The organism is Pararobbsia silviterrae, assembly GCF_003628125.1.
Classification (GTDB): domain Bacteria; phylum Pseudomonadota; class Gammaproteobacteria; order Burkholderiales; family Burkholderiaceae; genus Pararobbsia; species Pararobbsia silviterrae.
Window position 1 is genome coordinate 1,038,408 of the sequence record NZ_RBZU01000001.1, and the last position, 21,605, is coordinate 1,060,012.

Below are 21,605 nucleotides of genomic sequence, written 5' to 3' on the forward strand. Positions count from 1 at the left end.
CGCAAAGGTCCCGAAGCCGTCGCGGCGCGCGTGCGGCGTACAATACGCGGCATGACGCAAAGACCCCGAACCCTCCCCGCCTCCCGTTCGCCGCGCGACGACGAGGACGATCCCTACGACGGCCGCCCGAGCAAGTCGCAGCTCAAGCGCGAGATGCAAGAATTGCAGGTGCTCGGCGCGGAACTCGTCGCGCTCTCGAAGGACGCGCACAAGAAAATGCCGCTGCCCGAGAACCTCGACGAGGCCGTGCGCGAGGCGCGGCGCATCACGGATCACGAAGGCAAGCGGCGTCAGCTTCAGTATGTCGGCAAGGTCATGCGGTCGCTGCACGACGAGGAAGTCCAGAAAATCCGCGCGGCGCTCGACGCCTACAACGGCGTCAGCAAGGCCGAGACCGTCCGGCTCCATGCGATCGAGCGCTGGCGCGAGCGCCTGCTTGCCGATGATGCGGTGCTGACCGAATTCGTCGCGAAGTATCCGTCGGCCGACGTGCAGACGGGACGCAACCTGATCCGCAGCGCGCGGCGCGATCAGCAGCAGCAACGCCCGCCCAAGCATTTCCGCGAACTGTTCCACTGGATCAAGGCCGCGCAGGACGAAGCGGGTGCGTCAGCCGGGGAGGCGTCCGACGTCTCTGCGACGGACCACGAGGACGACGATGGCGAGTACTGAGCCGCCGTCGGACGCGGAGGCGGCATCGAGCGCGACGCGTGCGGAGCCGACCGACGCGCCTGCGCGGCGCGCGCTGCGCGTCGGACTCGTCTCGATCAGCGATCGCGCGAGTGCGGGCGTCTATGAGGACAAAGGCATTCCGGGCCTCGTCGAATGGCTCGGCGCCGCGCTCACGAGCCCGTGGACGCATGAGACCCGCTTGATTCCCGACGAACGCGAGACGATACGCGCGACGCTCGTCGAGCTGGTCGATGTCGCGCGCTGTGACCTCGTGCTCACGACGGGCGGCACGGGTCCCGCGCGGCGCGACGTGACGCCCGAGGCGACGCTCTCGGTCGCGACCAAGGAGATGCCGGGATTCGGCGAACAGATGCGCCAGATCAGCCTGCGTTTCGTGCCGACCGCGATCCTCTCGCGGCAAGTCGCGGCGATTCGCGAGATCGACGGCCATGCGGCGTTGATCGTCAATCTGCCGGGGCAGCCCAAGTCGATTCGCGAGACGCTCGAAGGGCTGCGCGACGCCGACGGCGCGTCGATCGTGCCGGGCATCTTCGCCGCCGTTCCGTACTGCATCGACCTCATCGGCGGTCCGTATATCGAGACCGACGCGCGCGTGGTCACGGCGTTTCGACCCAAGAAGAAGTAACGCGAGGCGGGCGCGCACGGGTGCGCGTTTGCGCCGGCCATAAAAAAACCCGCTCGAAAGCGGGGTCGTTCCATGCGGGCCGAGGTCCGGCCTGAACGTGTCGCGTGCGCGGGTCGGGCCGCGCGGCGCCGATCAATCCTCGAACAAGGCGTTCAACGAAGCCGCGGCTTCGCTATCGACCGTGTTGAACGTGACCGACGTGGCTTCGAAGATATAGTGCGTCGCATACTTGCCGAGTCGCTGAACGATCTCTTCCTGCACAAGTTCCGGCGCGATCTCGAGTTTGAGATACCAGGCGGTTGATGAAAGCCGAGTCTGGAACGCGCCGTACTCGGACATGATCGCGTCGAAGTCGTGAGCGTCCTGATCGCGGCAGACGATGACGAGGTTACCCTTCATGCGCGCCTCCTATAGCCGGTTGTGAAGACTGATGATAACCGGTCCGGCACGGATGCGCGCAAGACCCCGGCGCTCAGACGGTCGCGCGGGTTTCGGGCGTGTGGCTCTCGGGCGTGTGGCTCTCGGACGTGCGGGTATCCGACATGCGGGTCTCCGACGGACGGTTTTCGGCCGCGCGGCTCTCGGCCGCGTTCGCGCGCGAATCGGCGCCTGTCTGCGTATCGAATACCACCGATCGATTGCGGCCGCGGGCCTTGGCGAGATAGAGCGCCTGGTCGGCGCGCGAGAGCAGGCGCTCGGGCGTGTCGTTGCGGATCGCCGTCGCGATGCCGAGGCTCACGCTGAGACCGACGTCGTCGGGAATCGATTTGGGCCGCGCGCGCCGGAATTCGATCCGGATCGCCTCGGCCACGCGCTCGGCTTGGCCGGGCGGCGCGCCGGGCATCAGGATGCCGAACTCCTCGCCGCCCAGACGGCCGACCGAGTCGCCGACGCGCAGCACGCGCTCGCAGACGGACAGGAAGTACTCGAGCGCGCGGTCGCCCGTCGCGTGGCCGCAGCGGTCGTTGATCTGCTTGAAGTGGTCGAGATCGGCGATCGCGACCGTCAACGGCGCGCGCGAAAGCTGCGAGGCGCGCATTTGCGTCGACAGCAAATCGAGGAAGTAGCGACGCGAGAGCGCGCCGGTCAGCGAGTCGTAGCGTGCTTCATCGGAGAGCCGCGCGTTGGCTTGCTTGAGTTGGTCGGCCATGTCCCGCGTGTTGTGGTGCAGGTGCCGCTCGCGGTAATACGAGAGCGCGAGCACGATGCCGACGGTCATCACGCTGAGCACCGCGAGGAAGATCAGGAAGCGATTGCGCCGGAACGTCGCGCGCGCGTCGTCCCAGACGTCGAGCGGCGCGATGAGACCCGCCGAGAGGCCGGCGTGCTCGGCCTTCCTGACTTCGAGCAGCGACGGCGGACCGTTTTCGATCGACACGAGTTCGTTGGCGATCTCGGCCGGCAGCCAGGGCGCGAGCGCATGCACGCGCGCGCCCTCCGAACTGACGGTCAGTGTCGGGAAGATCTGCTGGGCGTACGTGATCGCGCGCATCTCGCGCGACATGGTCAGCACGGACGCGCCGGGCAAGGCGTAGAGCTCGAGCGACGGATCCTGCGCGAGCACGATGACGCCGTTCTGGTCGGCGATGAAGGCGCCGGGCTGCGCGACCCAGTGGCGCGCGCGGCTCGTATTGAGCTTGCCGACGATGGCGCCGATGACGGTGTTGTTCAAAATGACCGGCGCGGTGACGTAGATGCCGGGCCGGCCCGTCGTATGTCCGCGCGCAAAACCGATCGTCGTCGTACCCGTCGCGATCGCGCCCATGTACGGGCGGTCCGCGACGTCGTCACCGACGAATGACGTGACGGTTTTCGCGTTGCTCGCCGCGATGCAGAGTCCGTCGCGCGTGACGACCCAGACCGCGTCGATATCGGCCAGATCGCTGACGCGTTGCAGGAAGGCATTGAGCGGCGCGAGCTGGGGATTGCTTTCGAGGCTCTCGCGGCGCGCATCCTCCGATAGGGTGCGCATTGCCGCGAGCGAGAGCGCCGAATTGGGTACGAGCGTGTCGCGGATGAACGGCGTCGCGGCGACGGTTGTCGGAATGCCGCGCAGCAACGCGAGGTCGCCGTCGAGCGACTGCGCGACGCTCTCGGCGACGGCCGAGGCGATCTGCACGCGCGCCTCGGCCGTCGCGCCGAGTTCGTTTCGGGCGAGCCGATTCGCGAGGTCGTCGGCGACCCACCAGCTCGATACGATCAACGCGCCCGCGGCGAGCAAGCCGGCAAGGCGCACGAGGCTGCGCCTCACGGCGGGGCGAGCCGGAAGCGTGACGAAACGGGGCAGGCGAGGGCGGGCGAGATGCCGCATGGGTCCGGTGCGCGCGCAGCGTGCGCAGAGCAATAATCGGCTATAACGGCGCCGCCTCCGAATACTTTATATAAGCGCATGTGTGCATTCGTTCGGGATCTATTTTTTTTCGGAGATATTCTGCAACAGGCGTTGCGACGTAATTCCGGAGCCGAACGGTAATGGGCGTAAATCGCCGATTCGCCTCGAGTTGAATACCGATTAATCCCATCGCAGTGATTAATTCGCGGCGCCGCGGTATTTGAAAATATCGGGTTTTCACGCGTTGCGCGCGAGCGGCGCCGAGGCGCGAGATGCGGATGTCGGCGAGGGTGTCGATACGGCGCGCTCCAGTTACCTTGCGACGGCTTGCGAAAGCCTTGCGTGCGCGGGCGAGCGCCGAATGTTGCATTGCGGCGCGCCGGTGTGGCAAAGGTTGTAACTGTCACATGGGTTGTAGTAGTGTCGTGCCTCTCGACAGGAGCGGCCATGGCCTTTGGTTTCGAACTTCCCAATGCAAACGCGTCCGCCTGGCGACTGCTGCCCAATCGCTGGGACTTCGTCGCGTTTCCGATGATCATTTCGATCATCGCGATGGCTGCGATCGGATTTCACCAGACGATGGCGCCGATCGCGATGCTGCAGACGCAAACCATCTCGCTGGACCCCGCGAATTTGCCCGAATACGCGTTACGCACGACGTTACGCATGCTTGCGGCGATGGTGGCGTCACTCGTCTTCACGCTGATCTACGGCACGCTCGCGGCCAAGAGCCGGCGCGCGGCGACGGTGCTCGTGCCGATTCTCGACATCCTGCAGTCGGTGCCGGTGCTCGGCTATATCTCGTTCACGGTCACGTTCTTCATCGCCTTGTTCCCGACGCGCGTCGCGGGCGCCGAGTGCGCGGCGATCTTCGCGATCTTCACGAGCCAGGCGTGGAACATGACGTTCAGCTTCTATCAGTCGCTGCGCACGATCCCGCGCGATCTCGATGAAGTCTCGCGCGGTTTTCATCTGACCGCGTGGCAGCGTTTCTGGAAGCTCGAAGTGCCGTTCTCGCTCCCGGGCCTCATCTGGAACATGATGATGTCGATGTCGGGCGGCTGGTTCTTCGTCGTCGCGTCGGAGGCCATCACGGTCGGCAACCGGACGATCACGCTGCCGGGCATCGGCGCGTATCTCGCGACTGCGATCGATCAGAAGAATATGGCGGCCGTCGGATGGGTCATCGTCGCGATGACCGTCGTGATTCTCGCCTATGACCAATTGCTGTTCCGTCCGCTCGTCGCGTGGTCGGACAAGTTCCGCATGGAAACGACGAGTTCGGGCGAGGCGCCCGGATCGTGGCTGCTCGATCTGATCCGCCGCACGCGCCTGATCCATCAACTGCTCGTGCCTGGCGCGTGGCTGCTGTCGACGCTCGCGCGGATCCCGTTCCGCGTGCGCGCACCGAGCTTCCCGTCGATCGTGCCCGCGATTCCGCGTCCGTCGACGCGCGTCGCGGACCTCGTCTGGGGCGTGCTGTTGCTCGCGCTCGCGGTCTACGTCGTCTGGCACGTCGTCGATTTCGTCTCGACCGGCGTGAGCTGGCACGACGTCGGCGAAGTCTTTGTGCTCGGTCTGATCACGTTGCTGCGCGTGCTGCTGCTGATCGCGATCGCTTCCGTGATCTGGGTGCCGCTTGGCGTGCTGATCGGCCTGCGCCCCGCGCTCGCCGAAAAGGTTCAGCCCCTGGCGCAGTTCCTCGCAGCGTTTCCGGCGAATCTGCTGTTCCCGGTGTTCGTCATCGTGATCGTGCGGTTCCATCTGAACCCCGATATCTGGCTCTCGCCGCTGATCGTGCTCGGCACGCAGTGGTACATCCTCTTCAACGTCGTCGCGGGGGCCACGGCCTATCCGAACGACTTCAAGGAAGCCGCGACGAATTTCCGGATCCGCGGTTGGCAGTGGTGGCGTCAGGCGATGCTGCCCGGCATCTTCCCGTATTTCGTGACCGGCGCCATCACGGCCTCGGGCGGCGCGTGGAACGCGAGCATCGTGTCCGAGGCGGTGTCGTGGGGCGACCAGCACGTGACCGCGCACGGTCTCGGCGCCTATATCGCGCAGACGACGACCGCGGGCGACTATCCGCGCATCATCCTCGGCATCGCGGTGATGTCGCTGTTCGTCACGCTGTTCAACCGCGTGCTCTGGCGTCCGCTCTATGCGTACGCAGAAGAAAAGCTTCGTCTGAACTGATCGGGATTCCGCCATGCTCAATCCGAGTATCACCCCTGCGCCCGCCAACGCGCCCGCGCCGGCCAACGCCACCGCGGCGGCCGAAATCCTTCGCGTGAGTCATGTGCGGCGCGGCTTTGCGAAACCGCAAGGCGAGCTGCTCGTGCTCGACGACGCGAATCTCACGCTCAAGGACGGCGAGATCGTCGGCCTGCTCGGCCGTTCGGGCTCGGGCAAGTCGACGCTGCTGCGTATCATCGCGGGCCTGATCCGTCCGACGGGCGGCGAAGTCGACTATCTCGGCAAGCCGCTGACCGGCCCGGCCGAAGGTGTCGCGATGGTGTTCCAGACCTTCGCGCTGTTCCCGTGGCTGACCGTGCTGCAGAACGTCGAAGCCGGACTCGAAGCGCTCGGCGTCGGTCCGCGCGAGCGTCGCGAACGCGCGCTCAAGGCGATCGACCTGATCGGTCTCGACGGCTTCGAGAACGCGTATCCGCGCGAACTCTCGGGCGGCATGCGCCAGCGCGTCGGCTTCGCGCGCGCGCTCGTCGTCGATCCGACCTTGCTGCTCATGGACGAGCCGTTCTCGGCGCTCGACGTGCTGACGGCCGAAACGCTGCGCACCGACCTGCTCGATCTCTGGAACGAACGCAAGCTGCCGATCAAGTCGGTGCTCATCGTCACGCACAACATCGAGGAAGCGGTGTTCATGTGCGACCGGATCATGGTGCTGTCGTCGAATCCGGGTCGCGTGATCGCCGAAATCAAGGTGCCGTTCGCGCACCCGCGCAATCGTCTCGATCCCGCGTTCCGCCAGCTCGTCGACGACATCTACGCGAAGATGACCACGCGCTTGATCGCCGATCTGGCCCGGCCCGGACAGCTCACGCTCGGCAGCTGGCTGCCGCCCGTGTCGACGAACCTCATGGCCGGTCTCATCGAGACGCTCGCGGCGGCGCCGTACAACGGCAAGGCCGACTTGCCCGAGGTCGCGCGCACGCTGCATCTCGAAGTCGACGAGCTGTTCCCGGTGGCCGAAATGATGCAGCACCTGGGCTTTGCCGATATGCGCGAGGGCGACATCATGCTCACGCAAGCCGGCAAGATCTTCAGCGACTACGGCACCGACGAGCGTAAGCGCATGTTCGCCGAACACGTGGTCCGGTATGTGCCGCTCGCGGCGCGCATCCGGACCGTGCTCAACGAGCGGCCCGGACATCGCGCGCCGCGTGTGCGCTTCGAACAGGAACTCGAGGATTTCCTCTCGGATTCGGCCGCGGAACAAACGCTCGATGCGGTGATCAACTGGGGCCGTTATGCGGAAATCTTTTCGTATAACGACCAGGCCGAAATGTTTAGTCTTGAGGATATTGCGGTCTGATCGAGGGTGACGCGGCCCGAATCGGAAAGGACGGCATTGTCGATTCGGAATCCGGGCGCGTCATCGGCATGGCATGCCGCCGAATGGCTTGATTTTCGAGGGCGCCGGTCAATCTGACCGGCGCCCTTTGTCTTGATGGGGTACGGTGCGCGGCACGTGCGTTGCTGGATCACGGAGGCAAGCACAGTGCGTTTCGCCGGCGTCGACGGTTGGAGCGGCGAAGCCGGTCGGGAGGCGCGGTGATTGTGAGTGATCTGGTAGTGCGAGTTGCGCGCCGCGCCGTGCAGTGTTGTGCCGGGCGGCGCGTTTTTTTACCGGCCGGGCCGCTAGGGGAAAAGTACGCGTCTCGCGTACAGATTGGCGGCGTGACGCTTTGACGTCGAGGCGCGTTACGTTGCGTCGTCCGACGGCTCGTCGCCCGATTCGGCATCGGCTTGCGTCGTGCCTTCGTTCTCGTAGGCGCCGAGACGGTTGTAGAGCGTCTTGAGGCTCACGCCGAGCGCTTTCGCGGTCTTGCGCTTGTCGCCGTTGCAATGCTTGAGCGTACCGAGAATGATCTGCTTCTGCGCGTCCGCGAGCGGCGTGCCGACCCATACGCTCATCCCGTCGCCTTGCGCGACGGCCTTGCGCTGCCGTATCTGCAGATGCGGATGCGGCAGATCGACGACCGTCTCCGCGAGAATATACGCGCGATAGACGGCGTTCTTGAGCTCGCGCACGTTGCCGGGCCATGCATAGGCGCGCAGCGTTTCGAACGCCTTCTTCGAAAAAGTCTTCTCGGTGCCTTCCTGCGCGTTGAGTTCGGCGAGGAAGTGTTGGGCCAGATATTCGCGATCGTTGTCGCGCTCGCGCAGCGGCGGCGCGCGCAGCGGGAAGACCGCGAGCCGGTACATGAGATCTTCGCGCAGGCCGTTTTCCTTGACCGCAGTCGCCGGGTCGCGATTGGTCGCGGCGATGACGCGCACGTTCGACGTCAATTGCTCGGTGCCGCCCACACGATAGAACGTGCCTGTCTCGAGCGCGCGCAGCAACTTGACTTGACGCACGGCCGCCATCTCCGTGATTTCATCGAGAAACAGCGTGCCGTTGTTCGCATGCTCGAAATAGCCGATGCGATTCTGCACCGCGCCCGTAAAGCTGCCGCGTTCGTGACCGAAGAGTTCGGCCTCGATGAGGTTGTCGGGAATGGCGCCGCAATTGACCGCGATGAACGGGCCGTCCTTGCGCGCGCTGTGGTCGTGAATCGTGCGCGCGATGAGTTCCTTGCCGGTCCCGGATTCACCGATGATCAGCGCCGTCGCGTCCGTTTCGGCGACACGATGGATCTGCTCGTACAACGTTTCCATCGCATTCGACGAGCCATAGAGCAAGCCGAACGATTTGAGTCCGGCAACAGCGCCCACGGCGGCACGTTTCGAGCGACGGCGCGGCGCGGGGGTCGGCTCGGCGTTGTCGCTCGGCGTATCGGGGCTTTCAATGGATGCCATGTAGATCCGGTCAAGGAGGCCGACGGCCGCGTCTCAAAATAAAGCTCCATGCTAACGGAAATCGTCGCGCCAAAACAGGCGGGGGCGCCTGTGCCTTGCGATTGCGCGCCCATCGCGACGCGCCTGAGCGGGCGAAGCCGTGCAGCCGTTACATGGGATTCCGTAAGACTTACGTGTTTGCACGCGCGATCGGGCGCAAGCGTCCGATCGCGTTGCGCACGTCGCGTGGCCCGCGCACCCGGCTGTTCGCGCGAATGAGGCGCGTGCGTGGGGCCGATGCGCGAGGTACGCGCCGGATACGGCGCCTGCCCGATCCGCGATGGCACGGAAGCTGCGTATCTGATCACCTGACCGATTCTCCACCTGACCGATTCTCGACCCTGCGCACGGCACACCCGCGCGGCATCGTCAACGACACATCCGGAGGCACGATATGAACGACTCATCGCTTCAGCTCCAATGGGGCCGTCAGAAAATCCGCGAGGACCTGCGTACGCTGATCGAAGACAGCGAAGCGTTGTTGCGACTCACCGCGAGTGTGTCGGGTGAACAGGTCGATGTGCTGCGCGAACGCATGCGTGCGCGCATCGAGCAGGCGAAACAGGCGCTCGCGGAGGCCTCGGGTGTCGCGCGCGGCAAATATCGCGTCGCCGCCGACAATACCGAGCAATACGTGCGCGACAACCCGTGGCAGGCGATCGGGATCGGGGTGGGCGTCGGGCTGCTGCTTGGCGTACTCGTGTCGCGCTGAGGCCCGGCGACACGCGGCTTGCATGACGCGCGTCGACGCGCGCCGCGCGCATGGCGGTCGCGCGGTGTAGACGCAAACTCTATAATCGAGAGCGCAGACCGTATGCGAACGCCGTCCGGCAAACCTTTCCGGACGGCGTTCGCGTCAGGTATTTTGTGCTTCATGAATGCCGTCCGCCGTTGCCGCGGCGGTGACGCGCGGCGACGTGCGGCGCATTCAACTTCACCGGTCCATTCCGTATGCCACATGTTCTGATTGTCGATGACGATCTCGAGACCCGTCAGGCGCTCGCCGAGGTGATTCGCGACGACGGGCTGACTTGCGTGACCGCCGGCGATCTGCGCGAGGCGCGTATTCAGATCGTGCGTCAGATCCCGGACGTCGTGTTCACCGACCTGAAGCTGCCCGACGGCAGCGGCGTCGATCTGTTCGAGGACCTCGATCCGACCGGCGTCGAGATCATCGTGATCACGGGGCATGCGACGGTCGAGAGCGCCGTCAACGCGCTCAAGAACGGCGCGACCGACTATCTTGTCAAGCCGATCAACTTGCAGCGCGTCAAATCGATCGTCAACCGCATTCCGCGGTCGGGCGATCTCAAGGCGGAAATCGGCACGCTGCGCGGCGAATTGCGCCGCATGGGACGCTTCGGGCTCATGCTCGGGAATTCGCCCGCGATGCAGTCCGTCTACGACCAGATCGGACGCGTCGCGCCGACCGCGGCCTCGGTGCTGCTCGTCGGCGAGTCGGGCACGGGCAAGGAATTGGCCGCGCAGACCGTCCACGAACTGAGCCTGCGCCGCAAACATCCGTTTGTCGCGGTCAACTGCGGTGCGATATCGCCGAACCTCATCGAATCCGAAATGTTCGGTCACGAGCGCGGCTCGTTCACGGGCGCCGACCGTCAACACAAGGGCTATTTCGAGCGTGCGAACGGCGGCACGTTGTTCCTCGACGAAATCACGGAGATGCCGATCGAGCTTCAGGTCAAGCTGCTGCGCGTGCTCGAGACGGGTGTTTTCATGCGCGTGGGCACGACCAAGGAGCTCGAGACCGACGTGCGGCTCATCGCGGCGACGAATCGCGATCCTGAAGAGGCGGTGCTCGAAGGCAAGCTGCGTCTCGACCTTTATCACCGTCTGAACGTCTTTCCGCTGCATCTGCCGCCGCTGCGCGAGCGCGGCAAGGATGTCGAACTGCTCGCGCAAGGCTTTCTCGACGATCTGAACCAGCGGTACGGCACGAGCAAAACGTTCCCGGCCGAAACGCGCGACGCGCTCGCGACGTACACATGGCCTGGCAACGTGCGCGAGCTCAAGAATTACGTGCAGCGTGCGTACATCATGGCGGGCGCCGACGCGAGCAATACGGCCGCCGTGCCGCTGCAGATCTCGCTCGCGAAACCCTCGACGGGGACCTCGGTCACGATCGCGTTCGGCACGTCGCTCGCGGAGGCCGACAAGCAGCTGATTCTCGCGACGCTCGAGCAATGCGGCGGCGTCAAGACGCGCGCGGCCGAGATTCTCGGCATCAGCCTCAAGACGCTGTACAACCGACTCGTCGAGTACGGTGACAGCGCGAAGGGCGACGCGGCCGGCGACGCCGACAATGATGAAAAGGCCGATATCGACGCGTAGCGGCGTCGCGGTCGGCGGCGTGCGATGCGCGTCGCGTGCCAGACGGCCGCGCTAGGGAAGGGAAAAGGCCGGGATCTGAATGCGGAAGGGCCGCGAATGGACGCGAAAGGGCCGCGATTTCGCCGGCGTGGCACACGGTATGCGGCGTCAGGGGATCGCCAACGATCCGGACGCCAACATGAACGCCTTCCGTACGCTCGACCTGCATCGGCCTGAACCGCCGACGCCGGGCACGACGCCGCCGCCGTCCCCCGACCCGTCTCCCGCATGGCCGCCCGATTCGCCCTCACCCGATCCGACGCGCGATCCGCCGCGCGTGCCCGACATGCCGCCGATCGGCGATCCGCCGCCGTTGCCGGGCCAGGCCCCGCCGCAGGCGTTCTGAGCTGTGCGCACTGACCTGTGAATCGGGCGCGAAGCGACTATGCTTGAATATCCGGCCCAAGCCGCGAATCACTGAGTCCGCCCAGGAGACCTGCGATGTCCACGACCCCCACCCCGAACCCGACACCGGCCGATCCCGCGTGCGACGACGCGCCGGCCGATTCCGTCGCGCAAGACGCGTCGGAACGCCCGCACGACGGCGATCACAATCAGGGTGGTGCGCGGCCCGCCGGACTTGAATACCAGCGCGAACTGGGCACGGAACAGGACGCCTGATTTCCACGCTTCTCTGCTTTGACGGATGGCCGCCGCATCGCAACGGTGCGGCGCAGCGGCGCGACGCCGTCGCGGGTATGCGCGACGGCGTGCCCGGGTATACCCCGCACAATCGTTCCCGTTTCGATCGCTCGTTTGTTTGAAGGCTTTCTTCGAACGCGCTCGGCATGCGCATCGACGCACGCATCGATGCGCGCATCGAGCGGTTTGGATGCGTATTCGAAGGTGTTTCAGTTCGATGCGGCGCGTCGATGGCGATATCGATGCACGTGAATATGCGGCCCGATCCCGCGGGCCGCATTGTCTTTGCGCAAACCCTACCCATTGAAACGAGTTTCGCCTAGCATATTCCTAAGAAGATTCGCGCCGGATCCGATGAGCCGGTGCATAGCCGATCAGTCGTGCATGGGGGCGCATCATGGGGATGGCAGTCGCGCTGAATCCGAAACGGGATGCTCTGGAGTTGCTCGAGGCCGAGCATCGGACGATCCATCGCTTGCTCGAACGCTACGAGCAGCTCGACGTGTGCGATGAGGCGCGCGTCGAGGCCGCGGAAGACATCGGGCGCGAACTCACCTATCACACGATCCTCGAAAGCGAGATCGTGCTGCCGACGATCGAATCCGTCGCCGATTCGGCGGATGCGCGCACGGCGCTCGAAGTCGCGCGGCTCGAGATCGAGATGGCGAACGCGCTGATCGAGCGCTCCGAGGCCTTGCTCGGCGACGCCGTCCGCCTCGATGCGCTGTTCCGCGTGCTCATTCCCCTCGTGCGCCGGCATCTGAGCGCCGAACAGGCGCATCTTTTTCCGGTGCTCGGTCACGCGCCGTTCAATTCGCGGCGCATGGCCGCGCAAATCAGCGAACATCGCGCCGCGCTCGAACGCGCCGTCGACACCAGCGACGATTTCGACACCGACGATATCGGCGCGTCGCCGACCGATTGCGACTGATATCGCGTCGATATTGCGTTGACATCGCGACTCAAATCGCGACCGAGACGGCGGCCGAGACTGCAGCTAAGATGGCGGCCGCGCCCGAGCCGGCGCGGTTTGCGGCGCGGCCCGTCGGGCACGCGCGTTGCGCATATCGAGGAGGGATCATGTCAGATCATCGCGACAAACGGGCGAGTCGTCCGGCGCATTCGAGCGCAAGCCGAGGAACGCGTCTGCCGAACCCGATCGAAGTTCAGAAGGCGCTTGGCGGCCTCGCGTATCCCGCGTCCAAACGCGCGCTCGTCGAATGTGCGCGAGCGCGCGGCGCGAAACACGAGATTGTCAGTACACTGGATCAACTTCCCGATGGCGATTACGTCGGGCCTGCCGCGATCTCGCGCGCGATGGGCAAGCTCTGGCATTAGCAGGCCGCGCCGAGCGTTCATCGCCGCGCGGTGACGGCGTCGAAGCTCGGGCCGCGCGGTCCGAAGGAGCAGGGCGTTGAAATCGCGAGTGCGCATGGACAAGGCGCGGCTGCGTCGATGGGCCGACTGGGTCGTCGAACCCGTCCTGTCGTGGATCGGTCATCGCGGCGCGTCATCGGCCGCGTCGATCGCGTTTTATACGGCTTTTTCATTGTCTCCGACGCTCGTGATCGTCATTGCGGTCGCGAGCTTCGCCTATGGGGCCGACGCGATCCAGGGCCGCCTGTTCGATCAGATCCGCGGGGTCGTGGGCAACGACGCGGCAGGCACGATCCAGGCCATGGTCGCGAACGCGCGGCACGCGAATCTCGCGGCGGGCACCACATTGATCTCGCTGGTGGCGGTGCTCGTCGGCGCATCGGCGACGTTCTCGTCGCTGCATGCCGCGTTGAATCTGATCTGGCCGATCGAGGAGGCGCATCGCAAGCCGACCGACAACCTGATCTCGCTCGTCAAGCTGCGGCTGATTTCGTTCGGACTGGTCGTCGGCGTCGGCTTTCTCGTCGTCGTCCTGCAGGTGCTCGATACGGTCGTCAATATGCTCGGCCGGTGGGTCTGGGGCCAGTCGAGCGTTTCGTATCTGCTCGCGAACGGCGCCCAGCATCTGACGAGTGTCGCGGTCCTGATCTGCGCGTTTTCGGCGCTGCTCAAGTTCCTGCCCGACGCCGTGATGGAGTGGCGCGACTCGACGCTCGGCGCGGTCGCCGCGGCCTTGTTGTTCGGCGCCGGGAAGAATCTGTTCTCGGTCTATCTCGCGCATGCGGGCACGGCGAACATGTTCGGCGCGGCAGGCTCGCTCGCCGTGATCCTCATGTGGCTCTACTACTCGTCGGCGGTCTTTCTGTTCGGCGCGGAAGTCGCCGCGTATAGCGCCAAAGAACGTGCGCGGAGACAAGTTCCCGAGACACCGTCTCCGGATATGTATCGGACGCTATGACAGAACGCGGAGTGGTTTTGATGTCGCTCCGCCGGTTTGCGTCGTGCGACCGTGTTTGGCATGCGGCGCGGCCGCCATGACCGCACCGCGCGCCGCCGCGTACGCGCGATCGTCGGACTAGGACGCCTGCAACTGACGGCGCATTTCCGCGGGCGGCACTTTCATGAGCCGGCGATACTTCGCGACGGTCCGGCGCGCGACGATGACGCCCTGATCGGCGAGCAGCTTCGCCAGCGTGACGTCGGAGAGCGGCGACGCGACGTCTTCGGCGTCGATCATTTCCTTGAGCAGCGCGCGCACGGCGGCCGACGAACACGTGCCGCCGCTCTCGGTGCTCAGTTCGCGCGGGAAGAAGTGCTTGAACTCGAAGATGCCGCGCGGCGTCGCCATATATTTGTTGCCGGTCGCGCGCGAGACCGTCGATTCGTGCAGGCCGAGTTCCTCGGCGACATCGCGCAGCACCATCGGTTTGAGTGCGATCTCACCGTATTCGAAGAACGCTTTCTGATGCGCGACGATGCATTCGGCGACGCGCTGAATCGTCGTGAAGCGCTGCTGCGCGTTGCGAATCAGCCAGCGCGCTTCCTGCAGTTGCTGCGCGAGCGGCGAACGGCTCGTCGCGCCGCACTGCGCGAACATTTCCGCATACATCCGATGGATGCGCGTGCGCGGCTGCACGGCCGGGTTGATCTGCACGACCCAACGGTTCTTGATCGAACGCACGATCACGTCGGGCACGATGTAGTTGTTTTCATCGCGTCCGAATGCGTCGCCGGGACGCGGGTCGAGCTTGCGCACCAGCGCGCACGCGATCCGGATCTGATCGGCCGGGCAGCCGAGTTGGCGTTGCAGTTCCGCGAGTTCGCGGCGCGCCATGCGATCGAGATGATGATTGACGATCTGCAGCGCGATATCGCGGCCTTCGGTGTCCGACGGCAGCGCCTGCAACTGTAGCGACAGGCACTCGGAGAGCGAACGCGCCGCGAGGCCCGGCGCATCGAGCCGTTGCACGAGCGTCAGCGCGACATGGAGATCGTCTTCGGTCATCGGCGGATCGAGCGTCACGAGTTTCGCGAGTTCGTCGAGCGACTGGCGCAGATAGCCGTCGTCATCGAGGGCTTCGATGATGAGCTGCGCGGCGATCGCGTCGCGGTCGGGCATCGCGCACATGCGCAGCGCCTCGTGGAGATGATCGCGTAGCGTCGCTTTGGCATGGATCCATTCGGTCGGATCGTTGTCTTCGCCGTCGTGACGCGTCGAGCGCTGCGCATAGGGGTCCGCCGGAAAATCGCCGGCGGCCGCGCCGTCGCGTTCATCGGTATCGGCGAGCGCATCGGCGATGACTTCGGCGGGCACGTCCTGACCGTCGGGCGCGAGGTCATGGCTCGCGGTGTCCGTGATCGCGTCGTTCGCAAGCGCGCTCGCGGTCTCGCCGAATTCGGCGCTCGTCGCGGGGTCCTCGCCTGCGGCCGCATCGAGACCGGCCTCGTCCTGCGTATCGGTCTCCTCGGCGCTCTGGCCGTCGTCGAATTCGAGGAACGGATTCGTATCGAGCGCTTGACGAAGTTCCTGGGCGAATTCCATCGACGAGAGCTGTAAAAGACGCACGGATTGCTGAAGACGCGGGGTCAGCGTCAAGCTTTGTTTGGCTCTGAGTTCGACAGTAGGATGCATGAGTCCGCTCCGGCTAGATGACGTCTTGGACTCCAAGTAAAGCAACCCCCGTACCAATGCGCGCCAACACCGGTGCACAAGCGGGATTGCGCGAAATCGAAAAGGTCGAGGCACGGCGTGTGCCGGGCAGAATTTACAAGGCGGGCGCGTGATCCGCCCGGCGCGCGCGCCGTCCCGAACCGGAATCCTTTCAAATGTAACGACGGCGCGTACGCGGGCGCGTCCCATTTGTCGGGCGCGCCCTTATCGGACTATTCTTGAGACGAAGGGGCGTCGTGCGGCGCGGTCGGAGTCCGGCCCCGTAATTTCCCTAGCTTGATGACAGATCGATGTATAGGGGTCGAATTTCGTCTTGATTAAGCGTGCATGCTTAAGTTTTTTAACGCCGAAAATGAGCGGTTATACATATGAATCAAGGGCGTTGGCCAATATGAAGCCTTAGCCCGAGGGAATGAATGCCGCATTGATTTTCGATAAGCATGCTCAATAGTGAAGGGCCTGGTCAGTGAGCGTTGTTATGCGGCCACGCAAACGATAGGAGTGTGCAATGACCGCTTCGCAGAGTCAGCGTAAAACTTATAATCCCGGCGTGACAGTCGATCAGGACGGTGGATATGGCGAGGCGCCCGGCGAGGGACCGCACCATAACCGCGGCGATCTCGAGCGGCAAAATGAGCCTGGCTTTCGAGAGACGCACGCGCCTGACGATGGGGCGGGGCACGCGAATGCGGTAAGCTTCGACAACACGCAGGACCCAAAAAACATAAAGTCGCAGGAGACACTCGAGCACAGAGCGCAGCAGAGGGTTGGAGAAGACCAGCAGGTCCAGGCTTTCGTCGAGCCGACGCCCCCCGATGCCGTGCGCGCCGCGGCCGGTACGGATGTGCATGACGACATGCCCGTTGATCGCGTCGACCACACCGATTCCGCAGCCGATTTATCCCCCGACAGATTCAGGACCGACGCCGATATTCTCGCGGAGGTCACAGAACGCCTGATGCGCACCGAGTCGCTTGATATCTCGGATGTGCGGATAGCGGTAGTGAGTGCGAATGTCACGTTGGAAGGGTTTGTGCCGCATCGTTTCATGCAGCATGTAATAGAAGATGTCGTGGACCACTGCGCCGGCGTCCGCGAGATCGACAACCGCATTCACGTCAGGCACCGGCCTGGCGAGGATGAGCCGACACTCTCGATCGGCAATTGACCGGTGTGGCGCGTCCTCGCTAGGGCGGCGGCGTAGGCCGCCTCAGTGAGGTTGTGCGGGCACTGGTTTTTTCATGGCAAACAAGGAGAAATTGAATGAAATCTGTGGACTTCCTGAAGGCGATCGGTGGTGTTGCTGCTGTCGTGTTCGCGCTGAACGTGTACGCACAAGCGAGCGACGCTGCAGCTCCGGCTGCTGCTCCGGCCGCATCGTCGAAGGCTGCGAACCGTGCGCTCGTCAAGAAGGTGCGTAAGGCACTGGCACACGCAAAGGGCCTCGAGCCGACGCGTATCTACACGAAGGCCGTCGACGGCGTCGTGACGCTGACGGGTTCGGTGCCGGAGCAAGGCCAAGTCGATATCGCCACGCAAGCCGCTCAAAGCGTCGAAGGCGTGTCGTCGGTGTCGAACAAGCTGACCGTTCGCTCGAACAACTAATCGCGGCAGTACGGGTCACCGTACTCTCGTGCAGACGAAAAGCGGCGCTGATGCGCCGCTTTTCTTGTTTCAGGCGTCCGATTTGCGAGCGTTCGACGGCGTGCCGGCACACGACGCGCGGCGATCGTCACGAGGGTCGTCGCCTCACGATATCGATAGCGATATCGACATCGAATCGATCGCACGACAACTGCGATGAACGACGGACGACGTCCGTCGCATCAACGGACCGCCGCATACTGGTCACGCAGATCGCGGATCCGATCGTGGTTTTGCAGCACACCCTGAAACTGCACTTCGACGAGCGTTCGCACCTCGACCGGCAAGTCCTTGTCGAGCGCTGCGCGATAACGCTTCTTCGCGGCGTCTTCACCCTGCTCGCAATCGGCGAGGATCGCGCGATTGTCACGCGTCGACAGCGCGGACTTGACGTCGACCCAACCGCGATGCAATGCGCCGCTGACGGACCCTCTGTCTTCGGGTTTGCCGCCCAGCTGGATCACGAGCGACTGAAGCTCGCGGACGGCGTCCGCGCACGCGTTGGCGCGCGACGTGAACAGGGTTCTCAGCGCCGGATCGGTCGTGTCTTGCGCCGCTTTGAGGAAGCCTTGTTCACCGTCCTTCGACGTTTCGATCAGGTCATTGAGTACGGATACCGTATTCGTCATCGATGTTCTCCTTGTGCTTGAAGGCCCATGACGTCATGAGGCCGATCGAGCCCCGCGCGGCACGACCCGACGGATGCGCGGATTGATGCACCCATTGATGCACCCATTGATGCGCGACGTGGGCGGTGCGTGAGCGATCGCTCACACGGCAATGCTCGCCGTGCGGTGCGTCTCGCGGGATCACGGGGCTTGCCGTATCCGCGCATCGGCCGTGCCCGGCCGCGCGTCGCGTGTCGGAGAGGCCGGTCGTCGGCGAGCGCGCGGGCCCATGGTGTGCCGCGCGTATGCGCCTTGCCGCGCGGCGTGAGGCCGACGCGCGAGGCAAGCCGATATGTGCGCGAATGACAGCGGCTTGGTAATAAGGCGTCGTCGAACGGCGCCGTCATGACGCCGCCGCGCGCGGCCGATCGGATCAACACGCGGGCTGGAGATCTTTCAATTCGCTTGGAGAGACGGCGCCGCCGCAAGCGATCTCGGCGACCGGCGTCGAATCGCATCAACGTCGAGGCCTCCCCAGTGAGTGCCGACTTCACTCGCAAGCCACGTCATGCGCGCATGCGCATATGACTGCGTGCGCGTCTCGGGATCGCCGGCGAATGGGGGGCGGGAATGGGTGCGGGAACGGATCGGCGATCGGACATGCGAGTGGTCTTTGATGCAGGGCATCGCGCGGCCTCGAGCACGGACATGCGCGCTGCGTCGGCATGCTGTTTGCATGGTGTTCGTCGGTCGCGCGGCCGGGTGCGCGCCCGCACACGCAGGGACACATACGGGGTACATCGTCATGAAACGGAAACACGTCCAGATACGGCAATGGCTGTTGTTTGTCGCGCTCGTCGCGGTCGCGTTGTACCTGCACGAGCGCTACCCGATCGAGTCGTGGGCACAAACGGCGGATGAGCAGCGCATCGATGACGACGCGTCACAAGGCGACGTCGCGCAAGGTCCGTCGTCAACCCCGCTTGCGACACAACATGTGGCGCCTTCGCGGCGCGACGCCTCGCGCGTCGCATTGCAGTCGTAGGCGGCAAGTTCGTGCCGTCGCTTCAACGATCGCGCCGACGATATCGCGGCGGTCGTGCGCCTCACATGACCGCGCGCCGGCCGCACCTTGCACGCCGGAATGGCATCGCGTTCGAATGGACTTCCATGGTTTGATGATGCGTAACAGTGACAGTTACGTATTCGCGCACGCGCGAACGTGTGCCGCGCGCGTGCTGCGACGGCGCGTGCATTCGAAGGTTCGACAAAACGGACCGGGCGGCGTCGATACGATCGCTACCGCGCGCGACGCGATTGGACGGCGCCACGCGCGGCATGTCGATTCGAAGTCGGTCATGCCGACGTCACACGCGGGCATGACGCAGACATCGCATGATCTCGCGTGCGGTCGACGGCGACTCGGCAATGCGCTCGCACGGGCTCAGCCGACTTTGACGTAAGTAAAGACTTTCGACACGCTCGGGGGCACATAGGCCTCGCCGATTCTGACGCGTGGCGTGAGGCGTTTGCGTTGATCCCACCAGACACGTCGTTGATGATGCGTGAGAAACCGCAAATGACGGCGATACGCAAAAATACTCATGATGGCCTCGCTTACCGGATTGAAAAGCTCAGGACGCGATGCGTTCCTGCTTTGAACTTCCGATCTTGCGGCACGGCGCGCGGACTCCGTTTTCCTCGCATCGCATGTCGCACGCTTGCACGTGCTGAATCGCTGGAGCTTTGTTACGCCGATGGTTTCACTTTAGCCAATGCGGCGGATTTCGTCTTACCGTGCTGCGCAGGGAGAGCGAGCAAGGGATGTGCCAATCGATGCCGGATGCGCGCGCGCGTGGTCTCGACGCGCGCACGTCGGCCGCGATCGGGCGAAAACGATAAAGTCTTGAAACGTTGACCCGGTTTCGGTGTTCGGCCGTGCGCGCAGTGGGCGCCCACGTGTACGCCCGGCGCGGCCGGGCGCACGGCCGCATGACTCAGGCCGCGGGCGCCGCGCGGTTTGCGAGGCGGCTGAGACTGACGACCGCGGCTGTTGCAGAAAAGACCGCGCCGACGATCAACGTGACCGTCGTGCCGTGCGCGGGCACGACGCCGAAAATCAACGCGACGAGCGCCGCGCCGAGCGTTTGTCCCGTCAGGCGCGCGGCGCCGAGCATGCCGCTTGCGCCGCCGCTGCGCGAACGCGGCGCCGAGGACAGGATCGCGCGGTTATTCGGGGTCTGGAACAAACCGTATCCGAAGCCGCAGACGGCCATGCGCCAGCCGATATCGAACGCATCGGGATGCGCGGGCAGTCCCGCGAGCAGGAACAGGCCCGCGGCGAACGAGAACAGGCCGACGCCGCCGAGCACGCTCGCGGGAACGCGCTCGGACAAGATGCCCGAGATCGGCGCGACGAACACGATCGTCAGCGGCCAGGGCGTCATCAGCAAGCCCGTTTCGACCTGCGAGCGGCCGAGCGCATCCTGCAGATAGAACGGCAGCGACACGAACGCGAGCATCTGCGCGACGAACGCGCAGACCGATGTGCCGATCGCCATCGCGAACATCGGGATCCGGAGCAGATCGACGGGCAGCAGCGGGGCGGTCTGCGAAAGCTGCCGGCGCACGAAGATCACGCCGATCACGAGCGCGCCGATCGCTTCGGCGATGACCCACGCGCGTCCGTCCGGATGCCCGAGGCCATCGACCGCGAGAATCGCGAGCCCGAACGTCAGCGCGTTGAGAATCGCGCTCGCATAGTCATAGGGACGATCGTGGACTTCGTTGTTGGGCATCGTGCGCAAGCCGAGCAGCACGGAGCCGATGCCGAGCGGCACGTTGACCGCGAACAGCCAGTGCCAGCTCGCGATCGACAGGATGCCCGAGGCGAGCGTCGGACCGATCGCGGTCGAGATCGCGACGACGCTCGCATTGATCGAGACGCCGCGCGCCAGCTGGCGCGTCGGGAAGATCATCCGGATCACCGCGATATTGACGCTCATGAGCCCCGATGCGCCGAAGCCCTGGATGGCCCGCGCGATCGCGAGGATCGTCATCGTCGGCGAAAGCGCGCACATCAGCGACGCCACCGTGAACAGCGAGAGGCCGCCGAGATAGACGCGCCGGAATCCGATGCGTTCGGCGAGCGAGGCAAGCGGCAATAGCGACACCATGACCGCCATCTGATAGGCGTTGACGACCCAGACGGATGTCGCGGGGTCGGATTTGAGTTCATGGGCGATCGTGGGCAGCGCGACGTTCGCGATCGCGCCGTCGAGTACCGCGAGTATCGTGCCGAGCGCGAGCGCAAGGAGCGCGTAATAGCGGCGCGGCGTGGGAAGTCCGTCAGGAGCGTGCATGGTTCGCGGCAGGGCGCAGGGACAGGCAAACCGCCATTGTAGCGGCCGCTCCATCGGCGCGTTTGCGCAGTGCATCGCAACGGTGCGCGCGCGTGTTTCGAAACAGAAACACCGATGCGGGTTTCCGCACACTTCTTTTTTGCCGTCTTGAGCCATCCGGCGCGCGTGCCGCGTGCGATTT

The 21,605-nt window shown here is 64.8% G+C and carries 20 protein-coding genes; 14 read left to right on the top strand and 6 right to left on the bottom strand.

Annotated features, from left to right (window positions below):
* The first annotated feature begins 51 nt into the window (after positions 1 to 51).
* Together yjgA and mog are read left to right on the top strand one after the other, a co-directional pair.
* A complete protein-coding gene (gene yjgA, locus D7S86_RS04690) occupies positions 52 to 672 on the top strand; it encodes a ribosome biogenesis factor YjgA (RefSeq protein ID WP_121083847.1) in 621 nt (206 codons plus the stop codon).
* On the top strand, positions 659 to 1,318 hold the full coding sequence (gene mog, locus D7S86_RS04695; RefSeq protein WP_121083849.1) for a molybdopterin adenylyltransferase: 660 nt from the start codon (positions 659 to 661) through the stop codon (positions 1,316 to 1,318). The genes yjgA and mog overlap by 14 nt, the downstream gene beginning before the upstream one ends.
* A 132-nt stretch (positions 1,319 to 1,450) precedes the next feature.
* Here mog and D7S86_RS04700 read toward each other — a convergent pair whose 3' ends face one another.
* Both D7S86_RS04700 and D7S86_RS04705 read right to left on the bottom strand, forming a co-directional pair.
* Entirely contained in the window at positions 1,451 to 1,717 is a 267-nt protein-coding gene (locus D7S86_RS04700; protein WP_121083851.1) for a hypothetical protein, read from the bottom strand.
* A 73-nt stretch (positions 1,718 to 1,790) separates the two neighbouring features.
* Positions 1,791 to 3,569, bottom strand: a complete 1,779-nt coding sequence (locus D7S86_RS04705) for a sensor domain-containing diguanylate cyclase (RefSeq protein WP_158601858.1) — start codon at positions 3,567 to 3,569, stop codon at positions 1,791 to 1,793.
* Between the two features lie 528 nt (positions 3,570 to 4,097).
* Between D7S86_RS04705 and D7S86_RS04710 the strand changes: the two genes are divergently transcribed.
* Both D7S86_RS04710 and D7S86_RS04715 read left to right on the top strand, forming a co-directional pair.
* Positions 4,098 to 5,846, top strand: a complete 1,749-nt coding sequence (locus D7S86_RS04710) for an ABC transporter permease (protein ID WP_121083855.1) — start codon at positions 4,098 to 4,100, stop codon at positions 5,844 to 5,846.
* A gap of 13 nt (positions 5,847 to 5,859) precedes the next feature.
* Complete coding sequence (locus tag D7S86_RS04715) at positions 5,860 to 7,206, top strand: ABC transporter ATP-binding protein (RefSeq protein ID WP_121083857.1); 1,347 nt, start codon at positions 5,860 to 5,862, stop codon at positions 7,204 to 7,206.
* Between the two features lie 389 nt (positions 7,207 to 7,595).
* Here the strand turns inward: D7S86_RS04715 and D7S86_RS04720 are convergent, their stop codons facing one another.
* Entirely contained in the window at positions 7,596 to 8,693 is a 1,098-nt protein-coding gene (locus tag D7S86_RS04720) for a sigma-54 interaction domain-containing protein (RefSeq protein WP_121083859.1), read from the bottom strand.
* A 433-nt stretch (positions 8,694 to 9,126) separates the two neighbouring features.
* Between D7S86_RS04720 and D7S86_RS04725 the strand changes: the two genes are divergently transcribed.
* From D7S86_RS04725 to D7S86_RS04755, 7 genes are all read left to right on the top strand, one after another.
* Positions 9,127 to 9,444, top strand: a complete 318-nt coding sequence (locus D7S86_RS04725; protein ID WP_121083861.1) for an ElaB/YgaM/YqjD family protein — start codon at positions 9,127 to 9,129, stop codon at positions 9,442 to 9,444.
* A gap of 239 nt (positions 9,445 to 9,683) precedes the next feature.
* Complete coding sequence (locus D7S86_RS04730) at positions 9,684 to 11,081, top strand: sigma-54-dependent transcriptional regulator (protein ID WP_121083863.1); 1,398 nt, start codon at positions 9,684 to 9,686, stop codon at positions 11,079 to 11,081.
* A gap of 178 nt (positions 11,082 to 11,259) precedes the next feature.
* Positions 11,260 to 11,466: a hypothetical protein gene (locus D7S86_RS04735; protein WP_121084337.1), complete on the top strand. Its 207-nt coding sequence runs from the start codon at positions 11,260 to 11,262 to the stop codon at positions 11,464 to 11,466.
* 95 nt (positions 11,467 to 11,561) lie between these two features.
* Positions 11,562 to 11,741 carry a hypothetical protein gene (locus D7S86_RS04740; RefSeq protein ID WP_121083865.1) on the top strand — a complete coding sequence of 60 codons (180 nt, stop codon included), beginning with the start codon at positions 11,562 to 11,564 and terminating at the stop codon, positions 11,739 to 11,741.
* A gap of 418 nt (positions 11,742 to 12,159) precedes the next feature.
* A complete protein-coding gene (locus tag D7S86_RS04745) occupies positions 12,160 to 12,693 on the top strand; it encodes a hemerythrin domain-containing protein (protein ID WP_121083867.1) in 534 nt (177 codons plus the stop codon).
* Between the two features lie 149 nt (positions 12,694 to 12,842).
* A complete protein-coding gene (locus D7S86_RS04750) occupies positions 12,843 to 13,100 on the top strand; it encodes a DUF2795 domain-containing protein (protein WP_121084339.1) in 258 nt (85 codons plus the stop codon).
* 76 nt (positions 13,101 to 13,176) lie between these two features.
* Positions 13,177 to 14,097, top strand: a complete 921-nt coding sequence (locus D7S86_RS04755) for a YihY/virulence factor BrkB family protein (protein ID WP_240647981.1) — start codon at positions 13,177 to 13,179, stop codon at positions 14,095 to 14,097.
* A 117-nt stretch (positions 14,098 to 14,214) separates the two neighbouring features.
* Here D7S86_RS04755 and D7S86_RS04760 read toward each other — a convergent pair whose 3' ends face one another.
* The gene (locus D7S86_RS04760; protein ID WP_121083871.1) at positions 14,215 to 15,771 is read right to left on the bottom strand and encodes an RNA polymerase factor sigma-54; all 1,557 of its coding nucleotides are present in this window, start codon (positions 15,769 to 15,771) and stop codon (positions 14,215 to 14,217) included.
* A 547-nt stretch (positions 15,772 to 16,318) separates the two neighbouring features.
* On the opposite strand from D7S86_RS04760, the gene D7S86_RS04765 reads away from it, so the two are divergent.
* Positions 16,319 to 16,978, top strand: a complete 660-nt coding sequence (locus D7S86_RS04765) for a BON domain-containing protein (RefSeq protein WP_121083873.1) — start codon at positions 16,319 to 16,321, stop codon at positions 16,976 to 16,978.
* Positions 16,979 to 17,073: 95 nt separating this feature from the next.
* Complete coding sequence (locus D7S86_RS04770; protein ID WP_121083875.1) at positions 17,074 to 17,415, top strand: BON domain-containing protein; 342 nt, start codon at positions 17,074 to 17,076, stop codon at positions 17,413 to 17,415.
* 221 nt (positions 17,416 to 17,636) lie between these two features.
* Here D7S86_RS04770 and D7S86_RS04775 read toward each other — a convergent pair whose 3' ends face one another.
* Positions 17,637 to 18,083 carry a PA2169 family four-helix-bundle protein gene (locus tag D7S86_RS04775; RefSeq protein WP_121083877.1) on the bottom strand — a complete coding sequence of 149 codons (447 nt, stop codon included), beginning with the start codon at positions 18,081 to 18,083 and terminating at the stop codon, positions 17,637 to 17,639.
* Positions 18,084 to 18,867: 784 nt separating this feature from the next.
* On the opposite strand from D7S86_RS04775, the gene D7S86_RS04780 reads away from it, so the two are divergent.
* Positions 18,868 to 19,107: a hypothetical protein gene (locus tag D7S86_RS04780; RefSeq protein ID WP_121083879.1), complete on the top strand. Its 240-nt coding sequence runs from the start codon at positions 18,868 to 18,870 to the stop codon at positions 19,105 to 19,107.
* A 952-nt stretch (positions 19,108 to 20,059) separates the two neighbouring features.
* Here D7S86_RS04780 and D7S86_RS04790 read toward each other — a convergent pair.
* The gene (locus D7S86_RS04790; protein WP_121083883.1) at positions 20,060 to 21,424 is read right to left on the bottom strand and encodes an MFS transporter; all 1,365 of its coding nucleotides are present in this window, start codon (positions 21,422 to 21,424) and stop codon (positions 20,060 to 20,062) included.
* Positions 21,425 to 21,605: the final 181 nt, after the last annotated feature.